Here is a 17,723-nt window from a genome sequence, read left to right as displayed (position 1 = left end):
ACTATGTGGCAACAAATTATTGATTTTATTTCGTACGATATTATAAATAGTGAGAACATTAAGATTTCTACTTTAGATGTTTTGTTGTTTGTAATTGTCTTAATGGGTACATCAATAACTCTAAAATTAATTCAAAAACTATTTAGCAGAAGATTACCTAAAAACGACAAAAAACGATTCAGTAGCGTTTTTCAAGTGTTCAAGTACATTGTATTCTTATTTGTATTTGTAATTATGTTAAATGCTACTGGAGTTAACGTCAATGTGTTCTTGACTGCTTCGGCAGCTTTATTTGTAGGTTTGGGTTTTGCACTTCAAACATTTTTTCAGGATATTATTTCTGGAATTTTAATTATACTCGATCAGTCGCTACACGTTGGTGATATTATTGAAGTAGATGGTAGAGTAGGAGAAGTGCAAGAGATTAAGTTGAGAACTACGATAATGTTTACTCGTAACGACCGTGTTATGGTGATTCCGAATCACAAATTCATGGAGGATAATTTGCTAAATTGGACGCAAAATAATTCGAGCAATCGCGAAAAAGTTTCTGTCGGCGTGGCTTATGGTACAGATGCTCGTTTGGTAGAAAAATTACTTTTAGAATCGGTAGAGTCAATTGAAGGAATTGTTACCGATGCCAGAATCAATGTTACTTTTGATGAATTTGACGATTCTTCCATACTTTTTTCGGTCCATTTTTATGTGTACCACGGAATGAAAACACCAGGAATTCAGAGTCAGATTCGATTTAAAATATACGATTTGTTTGGTCAGAATAATGTATCCATATGTCTTCCGCAATTAGATGTTCACTTGGTTAGTGTACCTTCGACTTTAGAAAAAAATGTAGAGAAAGAATAAATGGGTAGTTTTAAATATAAAAACAACGATGAGTAAAATATTAGTGATAGAAGATGAAGCAGCAATTCGCAGAGTGCTGTCTAAAATCTTATCCGAAGAAAATGATTCGTACGAGGTGGAAGAAGCCGAGAACGGACTTATTGGACTCGACAAAATAAAAAATAACGACTACGACTTAGTTTTGTGCGATATTAAAATGCCAAAAATGGACGGAGTAGAAGTTTTAGAAGCGGTTAAAAAAATTAAACCAGAGATTCCGATGGTGATGATTTCGGGTCACGGTGATATGGAAACTGCGATTCAAACGATGAGAATGGGCGCTTTTGACTACATTTCTAAGCCACCTGATTTGAATCGGTTGTTGAATACTGTTCGCAATGCTTTGGATAAAAAACAACTTGTAGTTGAAAATAAAATTTTAAAGAAAAAGGTCAGTAAAAATTACGAAATGATTGGAGACAGCGAACCAATTAATCACATCAAACTGATGATTGATAAGGTTGCTCCAACAGAAGCACGTGTACTAATTACGGGGCCAAACGGAACCGGAAAGGAGTTGGTCGCACATCAATTACATGAAAAGAGCGAACGCGCCGCATTTCCGTTAATCGAAGTGAATTGTGCTGCAATTCCGAGTGAATTGATTGAAAGTGAATTGTTCGGACACGTAAAAGGAGCATTTACCTCGGCTATAAAAGACCGAGCAGGTAAGTTCGAAGCGGCTGATAAAGGCACTATTTTTTTAGATGAAATTGGCGACATGAGTCTTTCGGCTCAAGCGAAAGTGCTGCGTGCTCTACAAGAAAGCATGATCACGCGTGTGGGAGCTGATAAAGACATAAAAGTCGATGTTCGTGTTGTGGCAGCAACCAATAAAGATCTGAAAGTAGAAATTGCAGAAGGACGTTTTCGCGAAGATTTATACCATCGTTTGGCGGTTATTTTGATTAAAGTTCCTCCGTTGAACGAAAGACGAGACGATATCCCTGTATTGGTGCAGCATTTCAGTGAAAAAATTGCTTCAGAGCAAGGAACTGCAATAAAGTTTTTTTCGGCTAAAGCCTTACAATTATTGCAAGAATACGACTGGACAGGGAATATAAGAGAACTTAGAAACGTAGTCGAACGTCTAATTATTTTGGGAGGTGCTGAAATCTCTGAAAATGATGTGAAGCTGTTTGCTTCAAAGTAAATTAATTTAATGGTTTAAAAATTGGAACATTTAAAAATTCGGTACCCGCTAAATTTTTCAATTTTGCAATTTTTCAATCTTTCAATCATAATAAATGAAACTAAAGAAAATAAACGAAATCCTGCAGCAAAATTTAGTTGCTGATGGTTTAACAAAAGCGAACACGCTGCAAAGAGAAACTTTTTCTACTATAAAAAGTGGAGCAGATTGTGTAATTGTTGCTGCTGAAGGAACGGGCAGATCCACTACTATTGTACTGAATGTAATTCAGCAGTTGGCGCGTGAAACTGAAGAGTCACCGCGTGCTTTGATATTTGTAGAAAGCAAAGAAAAGGTGTTGGAAATGGAGGCTTTATTTGATAAATATGCCAAAGGAACCAATCTTGAAATTTACGGAATTCATGATAAAGGCGATACCGATTATGATAAAAATTACATTTCGACAGGAGTCGATGTTTTAATTGGCACTCCGAACAAATTGAATGACATGTTGAGTACAGCGGGTTACAATGTAAATCGTTTAAAAATGTTCATTATTGACGATGCAAATAGTTTGTTGAAATTGCGTCATGAAACAAAAATGATGAGAATTTCAAATAGTATTGCCAAAACACAACGTATCCTTTTTACAGAAAAATTGACTGAACGCGTGGAGATATTAATCGATAAGTTAATGCTGGAGCCTTATTATTTTGACATTGAAGAAGAAGAGGAAGAAACTGAAGAAGAGGAAAGCGATGCTGAGGAGAAAGACTTAGGAGCAGAAAATGAAGATGAGGAAGAGCATGAAAGAAAAGAAGAAAAAGAAGAGAATTAGTTTTTTACAGATAATTTAAAAATATATATTATGGGATTAATGAAAGTGTTTTCGGGAAGTGAAATTTTAGCACAAGCCTTACAGTTGAGATTAAATGAAGTGGGTGTAGAAACTGTTCTTAAAAATAATTTACAATCGGCACGCTTAGGTGGATTTGGAAATTCTGATTTAGCTGTAGAAGTATTTATTGAAGAGACAGAATTTGCCAAAGCGAATCAAATAATTGAAGATTTTAGATTAAGCATCTAGCTTACAAACAAAACAAAATGCAATACAAAATGTTGGTCTTAGATATGGATGATACCTTATTGACAGACGACCATAAAATATCAGACCTGAATAAAGCAATGCTTTTTAAGGCAAGAGAAAAAGGAGTACATGTTATTTTGGCTTCAGGAAGACCAACTGCGGCAATGTTGTCGTATGCCAAGGAGTTAGAATTGGATACCTTAGATTCGTATATGATTTCGTTTAACGGAGCTGTGATTACCAATCTAAAGGATAATTCGGTTTTCTTTGAACAAATGCTCACGCAGGAACAAATTCATGAATTGTACGATTATAGTTTAAAGAACAAAACGCATATTATTACTTACTTAAATGGAGCAATTATTAGCGAAACTGATTCTGAGTTCATAGAGATAGAAAAAGTAATTACGGGTTTACCACACCATAAAGTGGCTAGTTTTAAAGATCACGTTTCTTCTCCGGCTGTAAAATGTATTTTATTGGAAGAGCCTGAGTATTTAAAGCAGCTCGAGATTGATCTAAAATTGGCGATGCCACATTTAAGCGTTTCTATGTCTAAACCATTTTTCTTGGAAGTGGCTCAAAACGGAATTGATAAAGGCGCTAGTTTGAAATTGTTAGCTAAAAAATTGAACATCAAACAAAGTGAAATCATAGCTGTTGGAAATGCCGGAAACGATTTGTCTATGATTGAATATGCAGGACTTGGTGTTTGGGTAGACAATGTTACTCCTGACCTAAGAGACAAAGCAGATGTTATTGTTGCATCGAATAATGATGACGGTGTTGCCGAGGTAATTCAGCGTTTTATTCTCAATTAAGGAAACTGTTTTTTAAATAACAATGGTTCTAAAAGTTAAGTTTATTCTTGGTTTTAGGACCATTTTTGTTGGTGGTAAGCGATGCAACCAGTTCGTTTGCGTCGTTCCTTTCATTACCAATAAACTACCATGTGCTAAAACAATCGAAATCGTTTCTTTAGTAACTTTATGCTTAAAAGCAAACTTACGTTCGGCTCCAAAACTTAACGAGCCTATAGCACCATTTTTTTTCAAATCTTTTTCGGCATCACTGTGCCAAGACATGCCTTCGCTACCATCATGATACAAATTAAGTAAACACGAATTATAAGTTTGCCCTGTTATCTCTTCGGTTCTTTTTTTGAGTTCTAACAATTCTGAGGTCCATGGTAAAGCTTTTTTAGTTGTGTTAGAATAGGAGTATTCAAAAGGAATGTCGCCGTACCAAGCCACTTTGCGTTTGGTAATGATCCGTTTTCCAAACATAACCGCTTCATCATTTCTCCATTCGATAGAATCAAATAAAATTTGGTAATAGTGATTGGCTTGTGATTGAGAAAATACCGTTCCATAGTAATTGACCATGCCATCTTTTGGTAATAGATTGTAAGATTCTGTCGGTTCGGTGGCAAATAAGTCCATTGATTTTGCAAGTTTTTGGACCTTAAAAATAGCTAATATTTTTCAAAAAAAAAGCCTCCCAATCATTTCTTAATTCCTTTGTAAAACCATTAGCATCTAGTAGGTAAGCTGTTGTTGGTATTTGGAGAGCAAGATTTGGGAGACTTTATAGAAAACTTAATGTGTCTGGGTAAAATTGGGGAATCTTACTTTTTGGCTACCGAAATAAAATATTTATTTCCATCACCCATTGTTAACTTAACGCGTTCGTCGCATAAGTCAATCGCATATTCTGCACTTTCGTAACAGCTGCAAGTTGTACTTTTATCTTTTGCCATTGGCGTTGAGCAATTTTGACGTTTGTAAGAAGCCAGTTGCGGAGAATAAAAACTAACCAAGTCCGTTGAGGCAGTTACTAAAGAAATAACGCTTGCAGAGTTGGTATTGGTAATTCGATACACAATCCGATCCGTATAGGAAATGTTGTTTACAACTACTTTACGAATATAAGTGTAAGCAGTCGAGGCATCATCACCTTCTTTTTCTTCAAATTTAAATCCTAATAAACCACGAACTGCAAGATCAAATTTAGTTTGAGAGTTGTAGCTCGCCCATTCTGTTAAAGTAGCTACCGTAGGAAACGGATTGGTTGTAGTGTCTGCTTTATTCTGTGCATTAATGCCAAAAATAGCGACAAAAAATAATAAAATAGTAGGGTAAAACAGTTTCATAAATAATTGTTTCGTTTTAGTCATGCCTACTCTATATGGTTTTCGGCTTTCCCAATTGTGTTTTTAATTTTCTTACTCTGTTTAACGACAGTAGAGATAAAATGTTGTTTTTTTTCGTTTTTAATTGCTTCAAAAAAGCTAAAAAATGACCCAAAAAGATAATACTGTCTTATTTATAGAAAAAAAAGTAACTAGGTCTAAATTGCTATCAACTGATAATCAGTAGTGATTGGTGCCGAAAGATTCAATTAACACTCTTTAATTTCTGGATTTTTCTAGAGGTGAATTTAGTGCTAATTTTTAGGACATAAAAGGCAATTGTTATAAAAATTTAATTTTTTAAGATCTCACGGATATGATAAAATTTTTTGGTTAAAATCGCAACGTTTATAACAAATCTGGGGGATTTAATCAACAAAAGAACTTTATTTTTTAATTTATGTGTTTAGCATTAGTTCGAAAAATCGTAAACAGTCTTTTTATAGTGGCTGTAAATGGTAGTGCAATGCAAAATATTGAATAGTAGTGAATTAATGATTTTATTTTGAGGAATATTGTACGTAAATTTGCAAAATCTCTAAAAAAGAAGAATTTATAATTAAATACTACTTAAAACGTAGTTCCTTCCTATGGAAAATAAAAAGAAAGTTGCCTTTTATACGCTTGGATGCAAACTTAATTTCTCAGAAACATCGACGATTGCTCGAAACTTTCAGGACGAAGGCTTTGATCGTGTTGATTTTGAGCAAATTGCAGATATTTATGTAATCAACACCTGTTCAGTTACCGATAATGCTGATAAGCAGTTCAAGCAGATAGTCAAGAAGGCAATGAAATTAAACGATAAAGCTTTCGTCGCGGCTGTTGGTTGCTATGCACAATTAAAACCTGAAGAATTAGCTTCCGTAGATGGAGTAGATCTAGTATTGGGAGCAACTGAAAAATTCAAAATCACCGACTATCTTAATGATTTGAGTAAAAATGATATGGGGGAAGTGCATTCGTGCGAAATCTCAGAAGCTGATTTTTACGTCGGAAGTTACTCGATTGGTGACCGTACTCGCGCTTTTTTAAAAGTACAAGACGGTTGTGATTACAAATGTACCTATTGTACCATTCCGTTAGCGCGTGGAATTTCTCGTAGTGATGAATTAGAAAACGTACTACACAACGCCAAAGAAATTTCTAGTCAAAATATTAAGGAAATTGTTTTAACGGGTGTAAATATTGGAGATTACGGTAAAGGAGAATTTGGTAATAAAAAGCACGAACACACTTTTCTAGATTTGGTTAAGGCTTTGGATGAAGTGGAAGGCATCGAGCGTTTGCGAATTTCTTCGATTGAGCCGAATTTACTTAAAAATGAAACCATTGAATTTGTTGCTAATAGCCGCACTTTTGTACCACATTTCCATATTCCATTGCAATCAGGAAGTAATGACATATTAAAATTAATGAAGCGTCGTTATTTGCGCGAAGTATATACGGATCGCGTAAATAAAATTCGTCAAGTAATGCCAAATGCCTGTATAGGTGTAGATGTTATTGTTGGATTTCCTGGAGAAACTGACGAACATTTTTTAGAAACCTATCATTTTTTGAATGAAATGGATATTTCTTACTTACATGTTTTTACATATTCAGAAAGAGACAATACAGAAGCTGTGGAAATGGATGGAGTCATTCCAGCAAACGTTCGTTCTAAAAGAAGTAAAATGTTGCGCGGTTTATCAGTAAAAAAACGACGTGCTTTTTATGAAAGCCAATTAGGAAGTACAAGAACTGCACTTTTTGAAAGTGAAAATAAAGAAGGATACATTCACGGTTTTACAGAAAATTACGTAAAAGTCAAAACACCGTGGAATCCAGAATTGGTAAATACACTGCACGAAATTACCTTGACAAAAATTGATGAAGACGGAAGTGTTCGCCTAGATTTTGTAAAGGAACTGGTTTAGCAATCGCTTTTTTGCACTAAAATAGAAAACCCCTTTTACGAGGGGTTTTTGTCATTTAATCAAATATGTAATTTAATACTTTATGAATTTAAATTATGGATTGGTAGACCAAATACCAGATTCTTTAATAAAAACTCTGCGGTTTAGCTTCAATTGCAGTACGATCAATTCGGCTATATCTTCAGCTTGCATTACTTTTTCAGGATTTCCATCGGTCAACTTTAAGTCAATTGCCATGTCCGTTGCTGCAGTGCTTGGCGTTAAAGCTGTTACCCGAATGTTGTGTTTACGCACTTCTTGCATTAGTGCTTCCGTCAAACCTAAAACTGCAAATTTAGATGCACTGTAAGCACTAGTTAATGCGTTTCCTTTTTGTCCAGCAGTTGACGATATGTTAATAATATCTCCGGTTTGTCTTTCAATCATATTAGGTAAAACAGCACGAGTTACATAATAGGTTCCCATTAAGTTTACTTGGATGATTTTTTCCCAAGCTTTTGGTTCCATTTCCAAAAATTTTCCAAAACCTGCGATTCCAGCATTATTGATTAAGATATCAATGGTGTCAAATGCATCTAATGCTTTAGCTACCGCATTATTCACAGACTCCATGTCTGAAACATCAGCCGTAACCGCAAAAGTTTTCACTCCAAAGGATTTAATTTCTTCGGCAACTTCATTAAGGTCAGCTTGAGTTCGGGCGATCAATATTATGTTAACACCTTCTTTTGCTAGTGCAAGAGCAGTTGCTTTTCCGATTCCTTTACCTGCGCCAGTGATTAGGGCATTTTTATTTTTTAAATCTATCATTTTCTTTATTTTTTAGTCCAACAAAGTTAAAGCTTTACAGAACCGTACACGATTTCTAGATGTGAAAAAATTGATAAATCTCATTAAAATTGAAATTTGATAACGATTCTTGAAAATTGTATAACAGCCAACGTTAGTCTTTGGCGCATCTTTGCACTATAAATTTTTACAATAATACCATGAAAAGAGGAACTTTACTTTTAACATTATTTGTTTTTACAGCATTCATTTCTTGCAAAAACTCAACTGATACAAAAGATACCAATATAACTACTGAAGAAGCGGCAGATACTATAAAAATTGTGCACCGTGATAAAGTAAAAGATTTAAAATATACTTTAGAATCATCAAAGTCTTGGTTAAAAGCCAACGAAAACGATGCGGCTAAAATGGATATTGTTTTGGCTATTAATAGAACAGATAAAGCAAGCATTTCAAAAATAGATTCAATTGTAGTACCAACTGCTTTTGATGGAAAAAAAGAAGATTTTTTACCGTTTCCGTTGCAAGTAGAAGAGATGAAACAAATTTCTAAGATCATTGTTTTTTCGTATCCAACACAAACTTTTGCCGCTTACAAAAACGGAACTTTAGTGTATACTGGGCCAACAAATATGGGTAGAGAGAAAGATTTAACACCAACCGGTCTTTTTTACACCAATTGGAAGGCAGAAGAAACTACTAGTACCTTTAATGATGAATGGGACTTAAAATGGAATTTTAATATTGAGAACAAATTAGGAGTTGGTTTTCACGAATATATTTTGCCAGGTTATCCAGCTTCACATTCTTGTTTGCGTTTGCAAGAAAAGGACGCACGCTATTTATACGATTGGGCAGAGCAATGGGTTTTACAAGATAAAGAAAACGTGAAAGCTAAAGGAACTCCAGTTTTAGTATATGGAAGTTATGATTTTAAAGGAAAAAAGCCTTGGACACAATTGGTTGACAAACCAGAAGCTTTAGAAATTTCTGAAGATCAAATGGCAGATTTGATACAACCACATTTAAAGGAGATACTGAAAGAACAGAAAATCAGTGAAAATACTAGATTGCAATTGTAGGTTTTTGCAATACTATTTTTTGGGGCGGTTCCACTAAACATGAACAATTCGGTTGCGGTTTAGTGGAACTTTTGTTTTTTCCCAATTATAAAGCGGTATTCAGTAGTTTTACCTGCTCTTATATTTTAGTTGAGCAATTTCTCTGCAGTAACTAATCGTATAAACTCTGCTTTGTAACCATCAGGATCGTTTGATAATCCTTGTTTCGCAAGCGCAGCAATCTCATCTGAGGATTTTTTTACTATTAAATTTGAGCCTCTCAACTTTAAACCAAACCAAGCTACAGCTGCACTAAATTTAAAGTTTTCTGTGGCACTTTCCAGAGAAATAGCTTTGCTTGGAATAACGTGTAAAATTTCGATACTCTTATCTCCGTCAGGTTTTTTGTATCGAAATTTTATCGTTGCCAATTCATCTGAAAAATTGACACTGTTGTCCTTTACCTTAGTGTATTTTAACACATCGGGCTCATTACCAATATAGTTACTTTTAGTTCCAACAGGAATAATTTCATATAAAGCAGTCACAGTGTGATTACTGCCTAATTCACCCGCATCAATGGCATCATTTTTAAAATCTTCTGGGCGAAGCTTTCTGTTTTCGTAGCCAATTAGTCGGTAAGCTTGCACTTGTTTAGGATTAAATTCGATCTGAATTTTGACGTCTTTAGCGATTGCAAACATTGAACCTTTAAACTCTTTACCTAAAAAGCGGTTTGCTTCTTGAATGTTGTCGATGTAAGCGTAATTGCCATTTCCTTTATCTGCCAAAGTTTCCATTTTGCTGTCTTTATAATTGCCCATTCCGTAACCCAAACAGGTTAAAAACACGCCTGTTTTTCGCTTTTGTTCAATTAGAGTTTCCATGTCAGCATCGGAGGAAAGTCCCACATTAAAATCTCCATCTGTTGCTAGAATCACTCTGTTGTTTCCGTTTTTTATAAAATTTTCGGTCGCTATTTTATAAGCCAATTCAATTCCAGCTCCGCCAGCCGTGCTTCCGCCAGCGCTTAAATTTTCGAAAGCATCAATTATAGTTTTTTTCTCATCTCCCGCTGTTGGCGGTAAAACTAAACCAGCAGCACCCGCATAAACTACTATAGCGACTTTGTCTTTAGAACGAAGTTCATTTACCAATATTTTCATGCTTTGTTTCAAAAGTGGCAATTTATTTGCAGTACTCATCGAGCCAGAAACATCAATTAAAAAGACAAGGTTAGAGGCTGGTAAATCGGTGGTTGGAATGTCTTTTCCCTGCAAACCAATTTTTAAAATTTGATTTTTTGCATTCCAAGGAGAATCACTTAATTCGGTAGTGATCGAAAAGGGATCTTTGTTTTTTGGTTGTGTATAATTGTATTTAAAAAAATTGACCATTTCCTCTACACGAACGGCATCTTTAGGTACTTTCTGTCCGTTGTTTATAAAACGTCTAATGTTCGTGTAGGAAGCATTATCGACATCTATAGAAAAAGTTGATAACGGTGTAAAATTCGGACTTTCAAATGCATTTTCTACAAAAGAATCATACTCTTCGTTATTTAAATCTTCAGAAGAAATAAGAGCTGATTTATTCAGTAATGCAGTAATCTCTTTTTCAGTACGATTTTTATAAATTTCATTTTTCGTAGACAAAAGAATAACTCCGTTTACTGCTTTATTTCCATAAAGTGCCGTTGCGTTTCCATCTTTTATAACTTTTACATCTTTAATATTATTTGGATTAATTTTTGCAAATTGTTGCGATTTAAACAGAACTCCATCTACAATATACAAAGGTTCCTTTTGAGAAGTTAACGCTTGTTGCCCGTTAATGATACGATTTTCAGAGGGCGAATAGCCAGCACTATAATGAACTTGAATACCTTGTACTCTTCCCTGAAGTGCTTGAGCGCTGGTCAGCTTTGCTTTTTTTCTATCGGAGCGAACATAGTCATTTTTCACATAGTTTGAAGTACACCCATAGCCTACAACTACCACTTCTTGCAAAGTTTGTGAGTTGTCGACCATCTTAATATTAATGACATTTTTGTCTTTTACAACGGCAGTTTGCGTCATGCAGCCAATAAAACTAAAAACTAGTTCATCTCCCTTTGTTGCTTGTATGCTGTATTTTCCATCAAAGTTAGTAGTAGTTATTTTTGTTGATTTTTTGACGCTGATGTTTACACCAGGAAGCGGCCCGTTTGCATCTGAAACGGTTCCTGTAATTGTTCTTTCTTGCGCCAAGGTTACGAAACATAAAAGCATAGTAATGGCTGATGAAATAAGTTTTAAACTTTTCATGATAGTAAATTTTAAGATTAGTATTTTAGGTCACAGCTATTTTTGTAGTGCTGGTTTCCCGGTTTTGGTAGTAATTAACACCACGCCTTTTTTGCCTTTATCGCCATATTTTGAGGTGGCTTCGAGATCTTGCAGAATGGTTATTACTTTAATTTCTTGCTTATTTAAAGGTGCATATGGACTTGTTGGATTGCTTCCGAATAAATCATTTTCCGAATAATAGATGCCGTCAATAATGTACAAAGGTTCGTCTAAAACTACTAGCGATTCTACATTCTCTGGACTCAAATTGGGTAATTCTCGCTGCATCATTTTATCTCGTTTATCATGTTTGGTATGTGCGATTGCTTTTCCATTCATGATAAGTAAAGGAGTACTTTTTTTAGCCAGTATCGTTTCTTTTTCAGCCTGTGTACTTGTATACGATTCGCCTTGAATTGATTTTGTCTTGTAAGGAGAACTAAAGGCTTTGTTTTGCAAAATAGGTTCCGAATCGTGATTGTCGGAATAGTCGATAGCCATTGATGCAGGAGCAGACTGAGTTTCCTCGGGAACAACAACCGCCGAATTTTCATAGCTATTTTGATCAGCAATAGTTTTTAATTCGTGTAAAGCAAGTGGTTCTTTTTGGTTGATTTGATCGTTTAGTATTTTTTCAACCTCAGCTTTAGGCACTACTTGATAATTTTCAGAGACTTTGATCTCATTTCCTTCTAAAGTAGAATTCTCTACCGGACTTTTCTTGCTTTGGGTTGTTACTATTTTATCTGTGTTTGGAATAGTTGTTATTTGGTCTGTTTTTAAAAATTGAAAACCTAAAGAAAGTACTAATAACAAAGAGGCAGCAACTGCAATCTTTTTCCATAGCGAAATGGTTTTTTTATCTTCCTTCTTATCTAACCTTTCTTCAAGGCGAGACCACACTTTTTCCATTGCCAAAAAGTCTTTTTCTTCTGCAATTTTGGAAGCAGCTTTAATTTTATCGAATATTTTATCTTGGTTGTCCATGACTATTTTGCTTTTTGATAATACAATTTATTTACTAGTTCCTTCAACTTTGTTTTGGCGGCATTCAATTGTGATTTTGATGTTCCTTCCGAAATATTGAGCATAGTGGCTATTTCTCTGTGTGCGTACCCTTCGATAACAAAAAGGTTAAAAACAGTTTTACAACCTTCTGGAATATGGTTTAGTAAATTGAGTAAATCTTCTTCTTCTAAATGATCAACAGCGTCTGTAAAAGGTTGTGAAAGCAATTTGACATCATCCAAATACATATTAAAGTTTGTGTTTTTTTTGATTCTTGCTAAACAGTGATTTACCATTATCTTTCGCGCCCAACCTTCAAAAGCTTTATATTCTTTAAGTTGGTCTATTTTTGTAAAAATGGTATAAAATGCATCTGCCAACGCTTCTTCTACTTCTTCCTCCTTTTTTAAGTATCGTTTGCAAACACGATATAATTTAGACGCCATAGCTTCATAAACCTGACGTTGTGCCTCGCGGTTCATTTTTTTGCAATTGGCTATTTGAGTTTCGTTTATCACAATTGGGTTCTTTATACTAAAGAGAGCTGAAAAGGTAAAAAGGTTGGGATAGCAATGAAAAATAAATTAAAATACAGAAGATAATTATATAAGACGCTGATTTAGTGAGTTTTATTTAAAGTTAAATTTTCGATAAAACTTTTGAAGCCTTTTGCTTTTCAATCATTAAGTTGATCTTTATTGCAGAATAAAAATTCTAAAAGTTAAAAGATGCTAATTGTAATACTGAAAAAAGGTGCTTTTAGTACTTCTAAAAATAAATTTATTTACTATTTTAGGTATTATAAAGTAAAACGCGGAAAAAATATTTTAGTGGTTGCACGCAAATGATAAATTATTTAGATAATGGTAAAGACAGTTTAAAAATGCTGGTTTCTTGTGATTCGGTATCATTGTCTTCGCAGAGTAAAAAAGTAATTTGGCTTTTAGTTTTCTCGTACAATGTAATTCCTTCAAATTTATTGGTATCGGTGATTTTTTGAGTAAAGTCAATTTTCATGGTTTTTACATCCATTTTACCCACAAAACTTCCCAGAACTTCGCCATCTTCGTAGGTCGATTTGGTGTCTTCGACGGTGGCCAAAAAGTATATTTTATCATCGACCAAAACCGCATCGGTAAAGCTGGAGTGAACACCTTTGATTTTTGGGAGTTTATAATTGGTAGCGACTAAAGCAAATTCTTGCCCTAAATTTTTGGCGTGAATGGTAAAGATGGTGTTTTTGTTTGAACTGCCATTGCCACGATTGAATAAGTACCAGTTCTCGCCTTCAAAAATAGCACCTTCTACATTAAAATCTTCAGGTCTAATGTCGGCAAAATTTTGAATCACTGCATATAAATCGACTAAGTCGTTTGCTTTTGTCTTAGTTTTAGACTGTATGTTAAATTCAATCATTTTGTTGCGATTAGCTGTTGAACCTGAACCAAAAACGTATAATGTATCTCCGAAATGAGCTATTGATTCAAAATCAGACTTGTCTTTTTTAGGTGTATTTTCGGTTGCATTTTCCACTAATGGGTGTTTATTCAATAATTTAGAATCCATGTTATATTCGTACAAATAACCGCTGTTGTCTCCGATTACATACAATGAATTATTTTGATATATAAGTCCCGATGCAGAACCAATGCCAATGATGTGAAATAAAATTTCGAGGGTAAATTTTTCCATGTTTATTGGTTTACTTTTTAACGAAGATAAGCTTTATAATAAAATTTAAAATATTAAAATTTGATGTAATTTAGAAGTAGACTGAAATTATACTATTGATTAAAGCAGTGTGCAGCCCCGATTGTCATGAAAATAGTTGAAGTGAATTTGTGTTTTTATGGAAGTAGCAGAGCGACCAAAGGAAGCTCCTGAAACGACCTAATAAAAAACGAAGGCAAGAACAACTATTGCAGTAGAAAGCGGGAATTTGCTGCCAAAAATTTGTATATTAGAACTATTAAAACGAATAAAGTATGAAAAAGATAGATCCAGATGATTTTAGAGTTACAACAAAAATAAAACTAAAAGATTTACCCACTTTACTCGATGTAAAGGCGGATGAAGATGAAAAAGAAGATAAGCTGGATGGCGTACGCGAGAAATTGAGTGAGTTGCAAGATGTGATGTATGCGCACAACCGATACGGTGTTTTAATTTGTTTGCAAGGAATGGACACGTCGGGTAAAGACAGTTTAATTCGCGAAGTTTTTAAAGAATTTAATTCGCGTGGAGTAGTGGTTCAGAGTTTTAAGACCCCGAATTCGGCCGAGTTGGAGCATGATTTTTTGTGGCGCCATTATTTGGCTTTGCCAGAAAAAGGAAAGTTTGCCATTTTTAATCGCACGCATTATGAGAATGTTTTGGTGACACGCGTGCATCCTGAATATATATTAAACGAAAATTTGCCAGGAATTGAAGAAGTAGATGATATTCCGAATGGTTTTTGGAAAAAAAGAATCAAGCAAATTGTAAATTTTGAAAAACATTTATCGCAAAACGGAACAATAGTTTTAAAGTTTTATTTGAACTTGAGTAAAAAAGAACAAGGAGAGCGTTTGTTGCGTCGTTTGGAAGAACCCAAACACAATTGGAAATTCTCGCCTGGAGATCTAAAAGAGCGGGAGCATTGGGATGAGTACATGAAGTATTATGAGAAAGCGATAAGCAAAACGTCGAAAAAGAATGCGCCTTGGTTTGTGGTTCCTGCCGATGATAAAGATATGGCGCGCTATATTGTGGCTGAAATTATTTGGAATGAATTGCAAAAGTATTCGGATATTAAGATTCCGGAATTAGATGATGCTATTAAAGCCAATTTTGCAGATTATAGAAAGCAATTAGAGCAAGACTAGTTATAGTAATTTAAAAGAAAAGAGGCTGATTTCGAACGAGAAACAGCCTCTTTTTTTTATAATAATATGATTCTATCGCCTGGTAACATTGGTTAAATTGTCTGGGAAATAAGAATTGGAAAGTTGCGCAAATTCATCGCCTCTCATAAAAATATTAATATCTACATCAGCGAAACTCGTTTTTCCCGCTGCGGCTAACAATTCGTTGGCAGCGTGCAAGGTATTTTTATGAAAATGATAGACGCGATCTGATTTATCAGTTACTACCAAACCTTTCATTAACATTTTATCTTGAGTTGCAACTCCCGTTGGACAGGTGTTGTTGTGGCATCGCAACGCTTGAATACAACCTAAAGAGAACATAAAGCCTCTAGCACTGCTACACATATCTGCTCCAAGAGCGATAGCGTGCAAAATAGAATAACCAGAAACAATTTTTCCGCTGCCAATAACTCGTATTTTATCACGAATATTTAGGTCAACTAGCGTTTTGTTTACAAATATCAAGGAAGGTTCAAATGGCATTCCGACACCGTCTGAGAATTCGAGCGGAGCTGCACCGGTTCCACCTTCAGCACCATCTATTGTGATAAAATCAGGATAGCAATCTTCGGCTATCATTTCATGACAAATATCTTCAAACTCGGCAGTATTACCAATGCAAAGTTTAAAACCAATTGGTTTTCCGTTGGACAATTCGCGCAATTTTTTGATAAAATGAATTAGACCTTTGGAATTGGAAAAAGCACTATGATTTGGTGGTGACAAAATTATTGTATGCGGAACAACTCCACGAATACGGGCAATTTGTTCGGTATTTTTTGCAGCAGGAAGTACGCCACCATGACCTGGTTTTGCACCTTGAGATAATTTAATTTCGATCATTTTTACCGATGGAAGATTGGCTTTCTCTGAAAATTTTTCGGCATCAAAATTTCCTTCAGCATTACGGCAACCAAAATATCCAGTTCCGATTTGCCACGTAATATCTCCGCCTTGTAAATGGAAATCGGTCAAACCACCTTCACCTGTATTGTGGTAAAAGCCACCTTTTTGTGCGCCGATATTTAGAGCACGAATGGCATTTTCACTTAGCGAACCAAAACTCATTGCTGAAATATTAAAAATCGATGCCAAGTACGGCTGTTTACAATCTTTACCACCTACTACAATGCGTGGGAGTTCTTCGTTTACTTTGGCAGGGAAAATAGAATGTTTAATACCTTCGTAACTGGCTTGATTTAAATTTTGTTGTGTGCCAAAAGGGGTATTCGAATCGATATTTTTTGCTCTTTGATACACCAAAGAACGCTGATTGCGAGAGAACGGTTTTCCGTCAGTGGATCGTTCAATAAAATATTGTTGAATTTCGGGAGCAATCATTTCAAACAAATATCTGAAATATCCCAACACAGGGAAATTTCTTAGAATAGCGTGTTTTTTTTGTAAAGAATTATATACTCCTACTACCAATAAAATAGGCAGTACTATAAGCAATAAAAAACCAACTTTGAAGTAATAGTAAGCAATTACCACTAGTACAAAAAGTAAAAAACAGTATATGAAAAATTTTTTTCTCATGTTAAAATAATCTAATTTTTAATTTTTTGGTATTAATTTTAGTTGAAACGCAAACGAACGTACACGTGTTTAATACCTTTTTTGTCGGACTCTCTTTCGTCTATTTCTAAGATATCTGTAAGAGATTTAAGCATTGGTGTTAATTTAGAGAAACCATAATTTCGAGGATCAAACTCTGGTTTTTTCTTAACAATAAGGTTTCCAACATCACCCAAAAATGCCCAACCATCGTCATCTTCAATATCTTCGATAGTGGCTTCTATTAATTCGATAGTGTCTAAATCAATTTTGTTAAGCGGTTTTGCAATTGCTTTTTCGACTACTTTCTTGGAATCTTTTAAATCGGATGGCGAAGGTTTTGGTTTCTTTTTTTGTTTGGCACCATCTAAAACCTCGATGTAAATAAAACGATCACAAGCAACTATAAAAGAATTTGGCGTTTTCTTTTCTCCAATTCCAATTACTTTCATTCCAGATTCACGCAAACGAATAGCTAAACGTGTAAAGTCACTATCGCTAGAAACAATACAAAAACCATCTAGTTTATCCGAATATAATAAATCCATTGCATCGATAATCAAGGCAGAATCGGAGGAGTTTTTTCCAACGGTATAACTGTATTGTTGTATGGGCGTGATGGCGTGTTCTAGCAAAACACCTTTCCATCCGTTGGAGTTTGGTTTGGTCCAGTCTGCATAAATACGCTTGGTTGTAGGGGTACCAAATTTGGCAATTTCTTCCATCATTCCTTTTACATTACTGTAGGGGACATTATCGGCATCTATGAGTACGGCTAGTTTGAGTTCTTTAGCGTTTTCTGACATCTATATGACTGTTTAAAGTGTATTTTAATTTTTT

The 17,723-nt window shown here is 34.8% G+C and carries 17 protein-coding genes; 8 read left to right on the top strand and 9 right to left on the bottom strand.

The genetic code is table 11. The annotated features are described in order from the left end of the window. Positions 1-3 precede the first annotated feature (3 nt). The 5 genes from ACRASX_RS16195 to ACRASX_RS16175 all read left to right on the top strand — a co-directional run bounded on the left by ACRASX_RS16195 (position 4) and on the right by ACRASX_RS16175 (position 3,943). On the top strand, positions 4-864 hold the full coding sequence (locus tag ACRASX_RS16195; RefSeq protein WP_432221983.1) for a mechanosensitive ion channel family protein: 861 nt from the start codon (positions 4-6) through the stop codon (positions 862-864). Positions 865-892: 28 nt separating this feature from the next. Then, positions 893-2,056, top strand: coding sequence for a sigma-54-dependent transcriptional regulator (locus tag ACRASX_RS16190; protein ID WP_066307207.1), 1,164 nt, complete (start codon positions 893-895; stop codon positions 2,054-2,056). A gap of 94 nt (positions 2,057-2,150) precedes the next feature. Next, positions 2,151-2,873, top strand: a complete 723-nt coding sequence (locus ACRASX_RS16185) for a DEAD/DEAH box helicase (protein WP_432221982.1) — start codon at positions 2,151-2,153, stop codon at positions 2,871-2,873. Between the two features lie 30 nt (positions 2,874-2,903). Continuing rightward, complete coding sequence (locus ACRASX_RS16180; RefSeq protein ID WP_066307204.1) at positions 2,904-3,122, top strand: putative signal transducing protein; 219 nt, start codon at positions 2,904-2,906, stop codon at positions 3,120-3,122. 17 nt (positions 3,123-3,139) lie between these two features. Next, a complete protein-coding gene (locus ACRASX_RS16175) occupies positions 3,140-3,943 on the top strand; it encodes a Cof-type HAD-IIB family hydrolase (RefSeq protein ID WP_432221981.1) in 804 nt (267 codons plus the stop codon). Between the two features lie 12 nt (positions 3,944-3,955). Here ACRASX_RS16175 and ACRASX_RS16170 read toward each other — a convergent pair whose 3' ends face one another. Then, positions 3,956-4,564, bottom strand: coding sequence for an alpha-ketoglutarate-dependent dioxygenase AlkB family protein (locus tag ACRASX_RS16170; RefSeq protein WP_432221980.1), 609 nt, complete (start codon positions 4,562-4,564; stop codon positions 3,956-3,958). Between the two features lie 185 nt (positions 4,565-4,749). Beyond that, the gene (locus tag ACRASX_RS16165) at positions 4,750-5,274 is read right to left on the bottom strand and encodes a hypothetical protein (protein WP_066307339.1); all 525 of its coding nucleotides are present in this window, start codon (positions 5,272-5,274) and stop codon (positions 4,750-4,752) included. Between the two features lie 629 nt (positions 5,275-5,903). Between ACRASX_RS16165 and mtaB the strand changes: the two genes are divergently transcribed. Beyond that, complete coding sequence (gene mtaB, locus ACRASX_RS16160) at positions 5,904-7,232, top strand: tRNA (N(6)-L-threonylcarbamoyladenosine(37)-C(2))-methylthiotransferase MtaB (protein ID WP_432221979.1); 1,329 nt, start codon at positions 5,904-5,906, stop codon at positions 7,230-7,232. A gap of 93 nt (positions 7,233-7,325) precedes the next feature. Here the strand turns inward: mtaB and ACRASX_RS16155 are convergent, their stop codons facing one another. Next, positions 7,326-8,042, bottom strand: coding sequence for a 3-ketoacyl-ACP reductase (locus ACRASX_RS16155; protein ID WP_432221978.1), 717 nt, complete (start codon positions 8,040-8,042; stop codon positions 7,326-7,328). Between the two features lie 179 nt (positions 8,043-8,221). On the opposite strand from ACRASX_RS16155, the gene ACRASX_RS16150 reads away from it, so the two are divergent. Next, positions 8,222-9,106 carry a L,D-transpeptidase gene (locus ACRASX_RS16150; protein WP_066307197.1) on the top strand — a complete coding sequence of 295 codons (885 nt, stop codon included), beginning with the start codon at positions 8,222-8,224 and terminating at the stop codon, positions 9,104-9,106. Positions 9,107-9,231: 125 nt separating this feature from the next. Here the strand turns inward: ACRASX_RS16150 and ACRASX_RS16145 are convergent, their stop codons facing one another. The 4 genes from ACRASX_RS16145 to ACRASX_RS16130 all read right to left on the bottom strand — a co-directional run bounded on the left by ACRASX_RS16145 (position 9,232) and on the right by ACRASX_RS16130 (position 14,112). After that, positions 9,232-11,391, bottom strand: a complete 2,160-nt coding sequence (locus tag ACRASX_RS16145) for a YfbK domain-containing protein (RefSeq protein ID WP_432221977.1) — start codon at positions 11,389-11,391, stop codon at positions 9,232-9,234. Positions 11,392-11,427: 36 nt separating this feature from the next. Next, positions 11,428-12,399 (bottom strand): hypothetical protein, encoded by a 972-nt coding sequence (locus ACRASX_RS16140; RefSeq protein ID WP_432221976.1) that lies wholly within the window; start codon positions 12,397-12,399, stop codon positions 11,428-11,430. A gap of 2 nt (positions 12,400-12,401) precedes the next feature. Next, entirely contained in the window at positions 12,402-12,902 is a 501-nt protein-coding gene (locus ACRASX_RS16135) for an RNA polymerase sigma factor (protein WP_432221975.1), read from the bottom strand. 370 nt (positions 12,903-13,272) lie between these two features. Continuing rightward, complete coding sequence (locus ACRASX_RS16130) at positions 13,273-14,112, bottom strand: DUF6929 family protein (RefSeq protein ID WP_432221974.1); 840 nt, start codon at positions 14,110-14,112, stop codon at positions 13,273-13,275. 293 nt (positions 14,113-14,405) lie between these two features. On the opposite strand from ACRASX_RS16130, the gene ACRASX_RS16125 reads away from it, so the two are divergent. Further along, a complete protein-coding gene (locus ACRASX_RS16125) occupies positions 14,406-15,284 on the top strand; it encodes a PPK2 family polyphosphate kinase (RefSeq protein ID WP_432221973.1) in 879 nt (292 codons plus the stop codon). A gap of 72 nt (positions 15,285-15,356) precedes the next feature. On the opposite strand, the gene ACRASX_RS16120 is transcribed toward ACRASX_RS16125, so the two are convergent. Both ACRASX_RS16120 and ACRASX_RS16115 read right to left on the bottom strand, forming a co-directional pair. Then, positions 15,357-16,865 carry an FMN-binding glutamate synthase family protein gene (locus tag ACRASX_RS16120; protein ID WP_432221972.1) on the bottom strand — a complete coding sequence of 503 codons (1,509 nt, stop codon included), beginning with the start codon at positions 16,863-16,865 and terminating at the stop codon, positions 15,357-15,359. Between the two features lie 38 nt (positions 16,866-16,903). Then, positions 16,904-17,689 carry an NYN domain-containing protein gene (locus tag ACRASX_RS16115; RefSeq protein WP_066307191.1) on the bottom strand — a complete coding sequence of 262 codons (786 nt, stop codon included), beginning with the start codon at positions 17,687-17,689 and terminating at the stop codon, positions 16,904-16,906. Between the last annotated feature and the right edge of the window lie 34 nt (positions 17,690-17,723).

Source organism: Flavobacterium sp. TMP13 (assembly GCF_050847115.1).
In the GTDB taxonomy this organism is placed as follows: Bacteria; Bacteroidota; Bacteroidia; order Flavobacteriales; family Flavobacteriaceae; genus Flavobacterium.
This window is presented reverse-complemented; position numbering and strand designations above follow the sequence as displayed.